The sequence below is a fragment of the Roseovarius sp. TE539 genome (assembly GCF_003298505.1).
In the GTDB taxonomy this organism is placed as follows: domain Bacteria; phylum Pseudomonadota; class Alphaproteobacteria; order Rhodobacterales; family Rhodobacteraceae; genus Roseovarius.
Window position 1 is genome coordinate 102,923 of the sequence record NZ_QNGB01000010.1, and the last position, 13,677, is coordinate 116,599.

Sequence of the window (13,677 nt, forward strand, 5' to 3'; positions counted from 1 at the left end):
AAGGTCACATCACCTCGCGCACATCCGTCAGCCGACCGGTCACTGCCGCCGCCGCCGCCATGGCGGGGCTCATCAGGTGGGTGCGGCCGCCGCGGCCCTGGCGGCCTTCGAAGTTGCGGTTCGAGGTGGCCGCGCACCGCTCGCCCGGGCGGAGCTGATCGGGGTTCATCGCAAGGCACATCGAGCAACCCGCGAGGCGCCACTCGAACCCGGCCTCGGTGAAGATGTCGGCGAGCCCCTCCTCCTCGGCCTGCGCCCGCACGAGGCCTGAGCCCGGCACGATCATGGCGCGCAGCCCGTCCTTGATCTTCTTGCCTTTCAGGATCTCGGCGGCGGCGCGCAGATCCTCGATCCGGCCATTGGTGCAGGACCCGATGAAGACGGTGTCGATCTCGATTTCCGAAAGCGGCTTTCCGGCTTCCAGCCCCATGTAGTCAAGCGCACGTTGCGCCGATTCGACCTTGCCGCCGCTGAATTCGGACGGATCGGGCACCTGGCCCGTGATCGGCAACACGTCCTCGGGCGAGGTGCCCCATGTGACCACTGGCGCGATGTCCTCGCCCCGGATGGTGATAACCTTGTCCCAGTGAGCGTCATCATCGGAATACAGTGTCTTCCACCATGCCAGCGCCGCCTCCCATTGGGCGCCCTTGGGGGCGTGGGGCCTGCCCTTGACATAGTCGAAGGTCGTTTCGTCGGGCGCGATGAGCCCGGCGCGCGCGCCACCTTCGATGGCCATGTTGCACACGGTCATGCGTCCCTCCATCGAAAGCGAGCGGATCGCCTCTCCGCAATATTCGATCACGTAGCCCGTGCCGCCGGCGGTGCCGGTTTCGCCGATCACCGAAAGGGTGATGTCCTTGGCGGTCACGCCCGGGGCAAGCTTGCCGGTGATCTCCACCTTCATGTTCTTCGACTTGGTCTGGATCAGGGTCTGTGTGGCGAGCACATGCTCGACCTCCGATGTCCCGATACCGTGGGCAAGTGCGCCGAATGCGCCGTGGGTGGCGGTATGGCTGTCACCGCAGACAACGGTCATACCCGGCAGGGTCCAGCCCTGTTCGGGGCCGACGATATGGACGATACCCTGCCGGATATCGTTGACGGGATAGTAGTTGATCCCGAAATCCTGCGCATTCCTGTCGAGGGCCTCGACCTGAATGCGGCTTTCCTCGTTCTTGATCCCGTCCACACGGTCGGGGGTCGTGGGCACGTTGTGGTCAGGCACGGCAATGGTGTTCTCGGGCTTGCGTACCATCCGGCCGGCCATGCGCAGCCCTTCGAATGCCTGCGGGCTTGTGACCTCGTGCACAAGGTGGCGGTCAATGTAGAGAAGGCAGGTGCCGTCCTCGGCCTCATGGGCCAGGTGGGCATCCCAGATCTTGTCATAAAGTGTCTTGGGGGACATCGGTCCTCTCCCGTTGTTCGGATCGTCCAGGGGGCGTTTGCGGGCGTCAAGCCTGCGGATACAGAGGCACCGAGCGCACCGCATCGTGGAATCGCCAGGGCAGCCGGGCGCGATCATCCATGTCGAACACATGCTTCATGCCATGCAGATACAGCGCCGTGGCACGCGTATCAAGGGCATGCCGTCGGGGGGAATGCTTGTCACGGTGTCAGCACCGCCGCCCCCTGAAGCCGCCCGTCGCGCAGATCGTCGAGGGCGACGTTTGCCTTGTCGAGGGGGTAGGACACCGTGCGCGTCCTGACCCCCGCCTTGCGGGCAAGCGGAAAGAACGCATCGCCGTCGGCGCGGGTCAGGTTGGCGACAGAACGGATCTCGCGCTCCTGCCATAGGTCGGCATAGGGAAAACCGGGAATGTCGCTCATGTGGATTCCGCCGCAAACAACCCGCCCCCCCTTGCGCACGGCCTTGAGCGCAGCCGGCACCAGCGCACCGACAGGGGCGAAGATGATCGCGGCATCAAGTGGTTCGGGTGGTCTTTCGGATGAGCCGCCGGCCCAGACCGCACCGAGGTCGCGTGCGAAATCCTGCGCTGCGGTATCGCCGTCACGCGTGAAGGCCAGTACCCGGCGCCCCTGCCAGTTCGCGACCTGGCACAGGATATGCGCCGCCGCTCCGAACCCGTAGAGACCCAGAACCTCAGCTTCGCCGGCCAGTGTCAGGCTTCGATGACCGATCAACCCGGCGCAGAGCAGCGGCGCCATCTCCACGGGATCGTCGGTGTCCTCCAGAGGAAAGACGAAATCGGTATATGCGACGCAATATTCGGCGTAGCCGCCATCAATCGTGTAGCCGGTGAACAAAGGCGCGTCGCAGAGATTCTCGCGCCCGATCCGGCAAAAATGGCAATTGCCGCAGGCATGTCCCAGCCAGGGCACGCCGACGCGCTGACCGTCTTGCAATCCGGTCACATCGGACCCCAGGCCGGCAATGCGCCCCACCACCTCGTGGCCCGGGATGAGAGGGAGTTCGGGCTCGGTCAACTCGCCATCAAGGATGTGAAGATCGGTTCGGCAAACCCCGCAGGCCTCCACCCTAATCAGAACCTGCCCCGTCCCGGGTTCGGGGCAGGCGATTTCCTCCAGGCGGAGTGGCTTCCGAGGCGCATGCATGATCATCGCGCGCATGACTTGATCCTTTCGCATCGGTTCGGACAGGATCGGCCGCGTGGCCCGACGGCGCCATGAGGTGGATCAAGTCCCGCCGGATCCGATCAGTCGTTCCGCCCCACGTTTTCGGCGAAGGCCTTGCCGAAGGCTTCCTGTTTTCCAGTGTCGGCTTCGGTCTGGTATTCGGCCTTCCAGCGGTCATAGGGCATGCCGTAGAAGATTTCGCGGGCGTCCTCCTTGCCCATCTCGAGTCCGCGCGCGTTCGCGGCTTCCTGATACCATCGGCTGAGGCAGTTGCGACAGAATCCGGCCAGGTTCATCAGGTCGATGTTCTGCACGTCGGTGCGTTTTTCCATCAGATGCTCGCGCAGGGTGCGAAATGCCGCGGCCTCGAGTTCAATTCGTGTCTGATCATCCATCTCGCGTCTCCTTTTTATGACAACATGCGGTCGATGCCGTCCCGGATCAAGGCGTCACGAGACCGGGTGCCGGCCCTGATCCGAAAGGGGTGGCTGCGCTTCGCCCGATGCGCCTGCGGCAGGCAAGGGCACCGGTGCCATTGACGTGCGACAATGGCATGTCTTCCCCAGCGTCCGAAGCCCGAGGAAAGACGGGTTGTGTCCTCCTTTCGGCCAGCCGGGCATCAGCTGCGCATTCTGGCACCGCCAGGGTCGTGAAGCGGCTTCGCCCGCACCCGGGCGGGGTACATCTCGCCCAGAAGCTCCACCTCCAGCGCGGTGCCATCCGAAGCCAGAACGGAGGGCACGTAACCAAGGGCGACAGAGCGCTCCGCATGGTGAGCGTACCCACCCGACGACACATATCCGACCGCCTTGCCATCATGCAGGATCGCCTCGTCGCCGCTGACGTCGATGCCGTCGCAATCGACGATGAGGGTGACAAGCCGCCGGTCCGGGCTGTCGTCATTCCGGGCCAACGCGGCGTCCTTTCCGATGAAATCCTTCGTCCAGTCGATGAAGGCGTCGAGCCCGCTTTCGGCGGCGGTAAAATCAGGGCGGTAATCCAGGCCCCAGGCGCCCCAGCCCTTTTCGAGCCGGAGGCTCATCAGCGCGCGCAGACCGTACCACCGCAGGCCCAGTGTTTCCCCGGAATCCTCGATCGCCTCGGCAAGGCGGATCAGGTAATGCGGACGGCAATAGATCTCGTAGCCCAGTTCGCCCGAGAAGCTGATCCGGTTGAGGATCGCCGGAACCCCGCCAACATGGGTTTCGGCGACATCCCGGAAACGAAACGCATCCGCCGAAACATTCTTGCGGGTGATCGCCTGCAGGAGTGTTCTCGCGTTCGGTCCCGACATCGCGATGCCGTGCCAGTCGCTGCTCGCATTGCGGTAGAGAACATCGCCCGGCAACCGGGCCTCGAACCAGCGTCGGTGCGCCTCCTGCATGGCGCCGGACCCGAACAGCATGAAGCGGTCTTCGGACAGGCAGGCCACGGTGAGATCGCCGCAGAGCCTGCCCTTTCCGGTAAGCATCGGGCTCAGCGCGAGGCGGCCCGGTGCCGGCACGCGCCCTGCCAGCAAGCGGTCGAGAAACGCGCGCGCGCCGGGACCGGTGAATTCGTGCTTGGCGAAACCCGCGATCTCGATCGCGCCGACGGCCTCGCGCACTGCCCGCACTTCCCGCGCGACGTAATCGAAGGATCGGTTGCGCCTAAAACTCGGCTCTTCATGGGCGTCGTCGGGGCCATCCGCGAACCACAACGCCGTTTCCAGGCCGAAGCTCTGATCCATCACCGCGCCCGCGGCAACGAGCCTGTCGTGCAGTGCGGTCGTCTTTTGCCTGCGGCCCTTGGGCAGGGTTTCGTTGGGGAAGGTCATCACGAACCGGCGTTCGTAGTTCTCGGTGGACTTGACCGTGCCCCAGTCGGGCGTGGCCCAGTCGCCGAAGCGCGCCACGTCCATCGCCCAGACGTCAATGGACGGTTCGCCGTCGATCATCCATTCGGCCATGGTCAGGCCAACGCCGCCGCCCTGGCAGAATCCGGCCATGACGCCGACCGCGACCCAGTAGTTGCGCATGCCGGGCACCGGGCCGATCATCGGGTTGCCGTCCGGACCGAAGGTGAAGGGGCCGTTGATGGCATCCTTGATACCTGCGCCGGCCAAGGCGGGGATGCGTTGGAAACCGAGTTCCAGGCGGTCGGCGATACGGTCGAGGTCCGGTTGCAGCAGCTCATGCCCGAAATCCGGCGGAGTGCCGTCCACTTTCCACGGCGTGCCTTGCGGCTCGTAGGTTCCCAGCAGCATCCCGTGCCGCTCCTGCCGGAAATAGATATTGGCCTCGTAGTCGATGCCGCAGGGCAGCCGGCCGGGTCCGCCTGGCTGCATTCGGTTCGCGATTTCGGGGATCGCCTCGGTCAGCAGGTAGTGATGTTCCATCGGCTGGACCGGAAGGTTCAGCCCTTGCATCCGGCCGACCTCGCGCGCCCAGAGCCCGCCGCAATTGACGATATGTTCGGCGTTGATCATCCCGTCAGGCGTGATGACATCCCAGCTGCCGTCGGGGCGCTGGCTTGTCCCTGTTACCGGGCAATGTGTGAAATATTGTGCCCCATGATGGCGGGCGGCCTTGGCGAAGGCATAAGTGGCGCCGGAGGGATCGAGATCGCCGTCCTGATCGTCCCACAGCGCCGCGTAATAACGGCTCGTGTCGATCAGGGGATGACGTTCGGCCAGTTCCGCGGGGCTTATGAATTCCTGGTGGAGCCCCATGTAACGCGCCTTCGAACGTTCGCGCTTGAGGTAATCATACCATTCCCGCGTTGACGCCGCGTAGAACCCGCCGGTCATGTGGAGGCCGACACTCTGGCCGCTGGTTTGCTCGATCTCCTTGTAAAGGTCGATGGTGTATCCCTGTAGACGGCTGATATTGGGATCGGAGGATATGGTGTGGATCTGCCCGGCGGCATGCCAGCTCGATCCGCTGGTCAATTCGTCACGTTCCAGCAGAACCACGTCTTTCCAGCCGAACTTGGCAAGGTGAAACAGGATCGAGCAGCCCACGACCCCGCCGCCGATCACCACCACCCGTGCGTGCCCCGGCAGATCCTTGCCGCCAACTTCGCCTTCCTTCATGATTTCCGGCATGTCCTCTCCCTTGTCCCTTGGGTGCCGTTCCGCGCGCCCTCCGGCCCGTCTGGCGAGACAGACCGGAAGGGCTGGCGAGCCGCCCTCCTACCAATCCATGACCACCTTGCCGGAGTTGCCCGAAAGCATCGCGGCAAAGCCGGCCTCGAAGTCGTCGACCACGATCCTGTGCGTGATCAGCCCCGACACATCCATCCCGGATTGCAGCAGTGCGATCATCTTGTACCAGGTCTCGTACATCTCGCGGCCGTAGATCCCCTTGATGTGCAGCATCTTGAAAATCACGCTGTTCCAGTCCACTGGAAACTCGGTGGGCGCTATGCCCAGAAGTGCGACCTTGCCACCATTGTTCATCCGCGCGATCATCTGCTGCATCGCGGGCGCCGCGCCCGACATTTCAAGGCCCACGTCAAACCCTTCCGTCATGCCGATGTCTGCCATCACGTCGCGCAATTGTTCCCTGCCCACGTCGATGACATGTTGCACCCCCATGCGTTGTGCCAGGTCGAGCCGGTAGGGGTTGATATCGGTGATGACCACCTTGCGCGCGCCCACGCGCCCGGCCACCAGTGCGCCCATGATCCCGATCGGTCCCGCCCCCGTCACAAGCACATCCTCCCCCACGAGATCGAAGCTCAGCGCGGTGTGCACCGCGTTGCCCAGAGGATCCAGGATTGCCGCGATCTCGTCGGGAATATCGTCCGGAATCGGCACCACATTGTCCTCGGGGATGCAAAGGTACTCGGCAAAGCTGCCGGGGCGGTTGACGCCCACGCCCTTGGTGTTGCGGCACAGGTGCCCCCGCCCCGCGCGGCAGTTGCGGCAGGCTCCGCAGACGAGGTGCCCTTCGCCCGAGACACGCTGACCAATCCTGTACTTCAATGCCGCCGGGCCGCAATCCACGATCTCGCCGACGAATTCGTGGCCGACAACCATCGGCACCGGCACGGTCTTGGCACTGAATTCGTCCCATTTCCAGATATGAACGTCGGTGCCGCAGATCGCTGACTTGCGCACCTTGATCAGCACATCCGCAGGCCCCGGCTCCGGGACCGGCACATGCTCCATCCACAGCCCCGGCTCGGGCCTGGCCTTCACGAGCGCCTTCATGCGGTTTTCCATCATGCCTCCCACAAATCCGTGCTGAGATATTTCAGCCCGCTGTCGCAGATCACGAACGCCACGCAGCCACCTTGCTCGGGGCCTTGCAGAAGATGGATCGCGGCCGCCAGGTTAGCGCCGGCGGAATAGCCGCCGAAGATGCCTTCGCACCGTGCCAGAAGCCGTGCGTGTTCCGCTGCTTCGGTCCCGGAAACGGTCACATCGCCCGCAAGATCGGTGTCCTTGAGATGCACCAGGTCCGGCATCTCGTAGCCTCCTCCCTGGATCGGGTGATCCGTGCGATCGGGACGGACCGCGTAGCACCGCACCCCGAGGGGCGCAAAGAACCGGGCCGCGCCGCCGACGGTGCCGCCCGAACCGATGAAATCGCAAAAGGCGGTCACCGCATGGCTTGACTGCTCCCAGATCTCGGGTGCCGTGCCGGTCGCGTGGGCCTCGGGGTTGCCCGCGCGGACGAACTGATCGGCCCGGAAAGCGCCGCGCGCCCGTGTGATGCGCCGCGCCTCAGACTCGACGAGGGCGAGGTCGGCCCCCGATACCTCGCCCGGTTTCGCGCCTTCGGCCTGCGGCACGAGCACGACCTCGGCCCCGAGTGCCCGCATCATGCGCGCACGCTCCTCGGAGTTGCCGGTGCTCATAATCGCGACGAACGGGTGCCCCAGAACGGCGCAGACGATCGCGAGCCCGGTGCCCATGTTGCCGGATGTCAATTCGACGACGGTCTGACCGTCACTGAGGTCGCCGCTTTTTCGCGCCGCCTCGATGATCGCCTGAGCGGCGCGGTCCTTTTTCGACAAGCCGGGGTTGAGGTAATCAAGCTTCGCCAGCAGCCGCCCGTCCAACCCAAGGGTATCCCGGATACGGGCCAGTTCGACAAGCGGGGTGCCTCCGATGCTCTGGATGACCGAGGGCAGGACCGTCACGGGATCACCTCCAGGTCGCGCCCGACCTCCTCGAAGGCGGCAATGGCCCGATCGAGCATGTCGCGTGTCAGCGCCGCACTCATCTGGGTGCGGATCCGATCCTGCCCCCTTGGCACGACCGGAAAGCTGAAGGCGGTGACATGAATTCCCCTGTCGTTCAGCCGCGCGGCCATCTCCTGCGCCAGTCTGGGATCCCGCAGCATCACCGGGATGATCGCGTGCTCGCCGGGTAGAAGTTCGAAACTGAGCCTGTGCATCCGGTCACGGAAATAGGCCGCATTGCTCCACAACCGCGCCCGGAGGTCCGCCCCGTCCTCCAGCATGTCGAAAACCCGGATGGAGGCTGTAGCGATAACGGGTGCCAGAGTGTTTGAAAAGAGATAGGGCCGAGAGCGTTGGCGCAGCCAGTCCACCACCTGCGCGCTTGCCGCCGTGTACCCGCCCGAGGCCCCGCCCAGGGCCTTGCCCAAGGTACCGGTGAGGATGTCCACCCGTCCCATGACCCCGCAATGTTCGTGACTTCCGCGGCCGGTTTCACCCACGAACCCCGTGGCATGGCAATCATCGACCATCACCATCGCCCCGTACCGGTCCGCCAGATCGCAGATCTCGTCGAGCTTCGCGTGATATCCGTCCATCGAGAAGACCCCGTCAGTGGCGATCATCCGGTATCTTGCCCCTTGTGCCTCCTGCAGGCATCTTTCCAGGTCGGCCATGTCCGAATTGGCGTACCGGTGGCGCTTTGCCTTGCAGAGTCGAATGCCGTCGATGATGCTGGCATGGTTCAGCGCATCGGAAATCACCGCGTCTTCGGGGCCCAGAAGCGTCTCGAACAAACCGGTGTTGGCATCGAACGCGGCGGCGTAGAGGATCGCGTCCTCCATCCCGAGAAAACGGGCGATCCGCGTTTCCAGTTCCTTGTGCTCTTCCTGCGTGCCGCAGATGAAACGCACGCTGGCCATGCCGAAGCCGTACCTGTCCAGCGCCTCATGCGCAGCCGCGATGATTTCGGGGTTGTCCGCCAGTCCGAGATAGTTGTTCGCGCACAGATTGATCACCTCGCGACCATCGGCGAGGGTGACTTCACCCGCCTGCATGCTGCTGATCACCTTCTCCGTCTTGTAGAGACCGTCGTTTTTCAGGCCCTCGATCTGACCGGCAAGGTGATCGTCGAACCTCTTTCCCGCGGGCGTCATGGCATCCTCCGTTCCGTCCCTCTTGACGGTGACACTACCGTGCGGAAGATCCGGATGAAATCCGGGGCCGGGTCCGCCCCCTGCCTTTCGCCGCCGAGGCGCCCCCAGAATTCTTCCAACTTGCCGCAGTGGCAATCTATGACAGTATGCACGCCGTGTGATCCTTGAAAAAAATGGGGGAATGGATAAGCTCAGCTTATGCAGGAATTATGGAAACTCGTTGCCTCACCCCGGCATCTCCTGGTTTTCGAAGCGGCCGCGCGCCACGGATCATTCACGCTTGCCGCACGGGAACTCAATGTGCAGCAGCCCGCGGTGAGCGCCGCGATCAAGCAACTCGAGGAGGCGCTTGGCGTGCTGCTGTTTGTCCGCGCGCACCGCGCCGTGATGCTGACCCATGCCGGCGAGCGACTTTACAACGAGGTATCCGCCGCGTTCGAGCGGATCCTGCGCAGCGCCCGGAACCTTGCCGGTCGAAGAGCGAATGCCCATGTCACCCTGTCGGCCTCGACCGCGTTCGCCAATTACTGGATGGTCCCGCGTCTGGCGCGGTTCCACCGGGAGCGGCCCGGCCTCGACCTGCGGTTGCAGACCTCCGAGCGTGAGCCTGACATCGACGCCGAGGGCATCAGCCTTGCCATCCGGCGTGGCGAGGGCACTTGGCCGGGTTGCAGCAGCCACCTTGTCGCGCCAGAGGTGATCTTTCCCATAGCGGCTCCGCGGCTGATGATGGCGGCGGATACACTCGGAACCGTGGCGGGGCTTCTGGAGCAGCCGCTCATTCATCTGGAGGAGCCGGTGCGGGAGCGCCCCGGCTGGAGCGACTGGTTCGCGCATTGGAACGTCCCTTACCCGGAACCGCGCGCGGGCCTGCGGCTGAACGATTATGCGCTCGTGCTTCAGGCCGCGATCGCGGGCGAGGGGTTCGCCTTTGGCTGGAAGCACGTGACAGAGGGGCTGATCGCACAGGGTTTGCTGGAAGCACGGACCGAATGGTCATGGGTGACCGGCAAGGGTTTTTATCTGGTGTGGTCGGATACTACCCCGCTCACGCCGCAGGCGCGCGAAGTCCGCGATTGGCTGATCTCGCTCTGAGGGCGGGCTTGCCCCGTCCGGCGGGCTTGGATAGGAGAGGTCGATGGCCAAGGTGAAAGACAATCCGAATTACAAGGTGGTGGCAGAGAACCGGCGTGCCCGGCACGATTACGCCATCGAGGACGATTTGGAATGCGGAATCATACTGGAAGGGTCCGAGGTGAAATCCCTGCGCGAGGGCAGCGCCAACATCGCCGAGAGTTATGCCACGGTGGATGACGGCGAGTTGTGGCTCGTCAACAGTTACGTCGCACCGTACGAGCAGGCCAAGACTTTCGGCCATGAAGAAAAGAGGCGGCGCAAACTCCTGGTGTCGAAAAAGGAACTGTCGCGGCTCTGGAACGAGACGCAGCGCAAGGGCATGACCCTTGTTCCGCTGGTCCTTTACTTCAACCACAAGGGCTTGGCGAAACTCAAGATCGGGATCGCCAAGGGCAAGAAGCTTCATGACAAGCGCGCCACCGAGGCCAAGCGTGACTGGAACCGGCAAAAGCAGAGGTTGCTGAAGGATCACGGCTGACGCCGCGGCTGCATTGCTTGCAGGGCGGGCCGTTTTTCGCGAAAACTGCAGGGATGGAACTTCTTATCGTCCTCATATCGGGCGCTGTGGCAGCAAGCATCGCGGGCGGTGGCCTGAAGTTTGCCGATCTCGGTTTTGCCGGGAATTCGATCACCGGTATCATCGGTGGCGGCCTCGGCGGGCAGGCTCTCGCGTTTCTGCGAGCCGGCGTTCTGACGGACCGGGGCCCAGAGGTTTCGGGCCTGCTGGAACAGGTCGTCGCGGGTGGGGCCGGCGGCCTTGTTGTCCTTGCCGCCGCCGGGCTTGTAAAAAACACGGTGGCGAAATAATCCACCTCTGCGGCACCGCGCCTGTGGTCTTGCCACCCGATGCGCCGGGATGTAGGCAGTATTGGACGTAAGCCGGGGGTTTTCATGTCACAGGATGATCCGAGGACACTGGTCGGCACCGGGTGGCTGGCCGCGCATATCAAGGACCCGGATCTGCGGATTCTTGATGGCACGTGGTTCCTGCCCGACGAAGGGCGTGACGCAAGGGCCGAATACGAAGAGGCCCACATTCCCGGCGCACGGTTTTTCGATATCGACGATATCAGCGACCGAAGTTCGGATCTGCCGCATATGGCGCCGCCACCCGAAAAGTTCATGTCGCGTCTGCGTGCGATGGGTGTGGGCGATGGCCATCAGGTTGTCGTCTACGACGCACAGGGGCTCTTTTCGGCGGCTCGCGTATGGTGGATGTTCCGGCTGATGGGGCATCCGGACATTGCGGTTCTGGATGGCGGTTTGCCAAAGTGGCGCGCGGAGGGCCGTGCGATCGAGGATCTGCCACCGATGGTGCGCGACAGGCACATGACCGCCCGCCGCCAGAATCACATGATCCGTGACGTGACGCAGGTGTCCGCGGCGTCCAAGCTGGAGGATCACGCGATCCTCGATGCCCGCTCCGCGGGACGCTTCGCAGGCACCGAGGCCGAGCCGCGGCCCGGCCTTCGCAGTGGCCATATCCCCGGTTCGCACAGCCTGCATTACCGCAGGCTTCTGAATGATGACGGGACCATGAAGTCGCCTGATGACCTGCGCACCGAATTCGCCGCATCGGGTGCCGACTTGGCCAAGCCTGTGATCACGACATGCGGATCTGGCGTGACCGCGGCCATCATCAACCTGGCGCTCGAGCGGATTGGCAAGACCGACCATGCGCTTTACGACGGGTCTTGGGCGGAATGGGGCGCCTTTCCGACCGTTCCCGTGGAAACCGGAGAGAATTGATGTTCGACCAACTGAAGGCGCAGCCCGCCGACAAGATCCTCGCCCTGATGCAGGCCTTTCGGGAAGATCCCAGAGATGACAAGATCGACCTCGGCGTCGGTGTTTACCGCAATGCCGAAGGCGTCACGCCGATCATGCGGGCCATCAAGGCGGCCGAACGGCGCTGGTGGGAAGAGGAGACAACCAAGGCATATACAGGGCTGGCCGGAGATCCGGCATTTTCCGAAGCGATGATCGGGCTGGTGCTGGACGATGCGGTGTCCCGCGATCAGGTTGCGGCGGTCGCCACGCCCGGCGGCACCGGTGCGGTACGTCAGGCGTTCGAGCTTTCGCGGATGGCCAATCCGCGCGCACGGGTTTTCGTGTCCGATCCGACATGGCCCAATCACCTGAGCATCCTCAAGCACCTCGGGATTGAAACTGTCACCTACCGGTATTTCGACAGTGCCACCGGGACGGTCGATTTCGGCGGCATGATGGATGATCTGGAGCAGGTCGCGCCGGGCGATCTGGTTCTGATGCACGGGTGTTGCCACAATCCGACCGGCGCCAACCTGAATATCCGTCAAGGGCACGAGGTTATGGAGCTTCTCAACCGCAAGGGTGCGACGCCGATGATCGACATCGCCTACCAGGGGTTCGGTGACGGGCTGAATGCCGACGCGGCGCTGACACGGCTGATCGCGGGTGGCTGCCCGGAGACCCTGATCGCCGCGAGTTGTTCCAAGAATTTCGGCATCTACCGTGAACGCACCGGTCTTCTCATGGCGGTGGCGCGGGATCGGGGCCTGCGCGGCATGGCGCAGGACAATCTGGCTTACCTGAACCGGCAGAACTATTCCTTTCCGCCCGATCATGGTGCAAGGCTCGTGTCGATCGTCCTGCAGGACGAAGACCTGCGCGCCGACTGGGAGGCCGAGCTTGAGGATGTGCGGACGGGAATGCTGGCCCTGCGCGAGCAGCTGGCCGGTGAATTGCGTCGTCTTTCGGGGTCCGATCGTTATGGTTTCATCGCCGAGCACCGCGGCATGTTCTCGCGCCTCGGGCTGGGCCCGGATCTGGTAGAGCGTCTGCGCAAGGATCACGGCATCTACATGGTGGGGGATTCACGCATCAACATTGCCGGCCTGAACCGGGATACCGTGCCCAAGCTGGCAAAGGCGATCATCGAGGCGGGGGGCTGACAAGTGCCGAGCGGTGACGTTCAACTGCGGTAGCGGGCAAGAAACATCTCTACAACACCCTCGACCACACGGCTGATATCCTCGTCCGAAAACTTCGTGTCCATCCCGCAGAGGCGGCGCACGAAAAGATCGCTCTTGCATAGCTCTCCGAACTGGCTGCAAGCGAGATCCATGTCCGGGATGGTCAACTCGTTTCTGGCCACATACGCGGACAGAAGCTGGGACAAACGCTCGCGCAAGAGGGCGGGTCCGGAGGCGTAGAAACGACTTCCGAGATCCGGAAAACGATGCGACTCGGCAACACAGATGCGGTAGACCTGCAGTCCGAAATCGGACAGGAAGAACCGTACCAACCTGTCGGCGGCGGCCCGCAATACCGTCTCGACCGGGGCGTTGGCGTCGATCGTATCGAGGGCGTTTTGTGCCTGGCGGTTGCATTCGATGCGGGCGATTTCGGAAAACAGCAGCCGTTTGTCGGGGAAATAGCTGTAGAGCGTGGCCTTCGATACCCCGGCGGCGCGGGCGATGTCATCAACGCTGGCGCCTTCGAATCCGTCGCGCATGAACACTTCCCGGGCCCCGTCGAGCACCTGATCGAACTTGCGTCCCTTCTTGATCGTGCCGGTGTGGGCCGTCATTTGTGTCCTCCGGTCAGGCCGGCGCAGTCTAGGCGGGCAGGGTGG

General features: G+C 63.7%; 13 protein-coding genes. 4 read left to right on the plus strand and 9 right to left on the minus strand.

What is annotated here, in order from left to right:
- Positions 1-4: 4 nt before the first annotated feature.
- From leuC to DQW77_RS08530, 7 genes are all read right to left on the minus strand, one after another.
- A complete protein-coding gene (gene leuC, locus DQW77_RS08500; protein ID WP_113257775.1) occupies positions 5-1,408 on the minus strand; it encodes a 3-isopropylmalate dehydratase large subunit in 1,404 nt (467 codons plus the stop codon).
- Between the two features lie 200 nt (positions 1,409-1,608).
- On the minus strand, positions 1,609-2,592 hold the full coding sequence (locus DQW77_RS08505; protein WP_113257776.1) for a zinc-dependent alcohol dehydrogenase family protein: 984 nt from the start codon (positions 2,590-2,592) through the stop codon (positions 1,609-1,611).
- An 86-nt stretch (positions 2,593-2,678) separates the two neighbouring features.
- A complete protein-coding gene (locus tag DQW77_RS08510) occupies positions 2,679-2,993 on the minus strand; it encodes a DUF1244 domain-containing protein (protein ID WP_113257777.1) in 315 nt (104 codons plus the stop codon).
- 224 nt (positions 2,994-3,217) lie between these two features.
- Complete coding sequence (locus DQW77_RS08515; protein ID WP_113257778.1) at positions 3,218-5,683, minus strand: FAD-dependent oxidoreductase; 2,466 nt, start codon at positions 5,681-5,683, stop codon at positions 3,218-3,220.
- 87 nt (positions 5,684-5,770) lie between these two features.
- Positions 5,771-6,793: an L-threonine 3-dehydrogenase gene (gene tdh / locus DQW77_RS08520; protein WP_220124956.1), complete on the minus strand. Its 1,023-nt coding sequence runs from the start codon at positions 6,791-6,793 to the stop codon at positions 5,771-5,773.
- Between the two features lie 11 nt (positions 6,794-6,804).
- Positions 6,805-7,728: a PLP-dependent cysteine synthase family protein gene (locus DQW77_RS08525; RefSeq protein WP_113257780.1), complete on the minus strand. Its 924-nt coding sequence runs from the start codon at positions 7,726-7,728 to the stop codon at positions 6,805-6,807.
- Positions 7,725-8,924, minus strand: a complete 1,200-nt coding sequence (locus DQW77_RS08530) for a glycine C-acetyltransferase (RefSeq protein WP_113257781.1) — start codon at positions 8,922-8,924, stop codon at positions 7,725-7,727. Before DQW77_RS08530 ends, DQW77_RS08525 begins: the two co-directional genes overlap by 4 nt.
- Before the next feature lie 198 nt (positions 8,925-9,122).
- Between DQW77_RS08530 and DQW77_RS08535 the strand changes: the two genes are divergently transcribed.
- A complete protein-coding gene (locus tag DQW77_RS08535; protein WP_113257782.1) occupies positions 9,123-10,019 on the plus strand; it encodes a LysR substrate-binding domain-containing protein in 897 nt (298 codons plus the stop codon).
- A 43-nt stretch (positions 10,020-10,062) separates the two neighbouring features.
- Positions 10,063-10,539 carry an SsrA-binding protein SmpB gene (smpB, locus tag DQW77_RS08540; RefSeq protein ID WP_113257783.1) on the plus strand — a complete coding sequence of 159 codons (477 nt, stop codon included), beginning with the start codon at positions 10,063-10,065 and terminating at the stop codon, positions 10,537-10,539.
- On the opposite strand, the gene DQW77_RS18190 is transcribed toward smpB, so the two are convergent.
- Positions 10,530-10,904, minus strand: coding sequence for a hypothetical protein (locus tag DQW77_RS18190; protein WP_181711217.1), 375 nt, complete (start codon positions 10,902-10,904; stop codon positions 10,530-10,532). The two genes, smpB and DQW77_RS18190, sit on opposite strands and share 10 nt — an antisense overlap.
- Before the next feature lie 48 nt (positions 10,905-10,952).
- Between DQW77_RS18190 and sseA the strand changes: the two genes are divergently transcribed.
- Together sseA and DQW77_RS08555 are read left to right on the plus strand one after the other, a co-directional pair.
- A complete protein-coding gene (gene sseA, locus DQW77_RS08550) occupies positions 10,953-11,810 on the plus strand; it encodes a 3-mercaptopyruvate sulfurtransferase (protein WP_113257785.1) in 858 nt (285 codons plus the stop codon).
- The gene (locus DQW77_RS08555) at positions 11,810-12,994 is read left to right on the plus strand and encodes an amino acid aminotransferase (protein ID WP_113257786.1); all 1,185 of its coding nucleotides are present in this window, start codon (positions 11,810-11,812) and stop codon (positions 12,992-12,994) included. The genes sseA and DQW77_RS08555 overlap by 1 nt, the downstream gene beginning before the upstream one ends.
- Before the next feature lie 20 nt (positions 12,995-13,014).
- On the opposite strand, the gene DQW77_RS08560 is transcribed toward DQW77_RS08555, so the two are convergent.
- Positions 13,015-13,632, minus strand: a complete 618-nt coding sequence (locus DQW77_RS08560; RefSeq protein ID WP_113257787.1) for a TetR/AcrR family transcriptional regulator — start codon at positions 13,630-13,632, stop codon at positions 13,015-13,017.
- Positions 13,633-13,677: the final 45 nt, after the last annotated feature.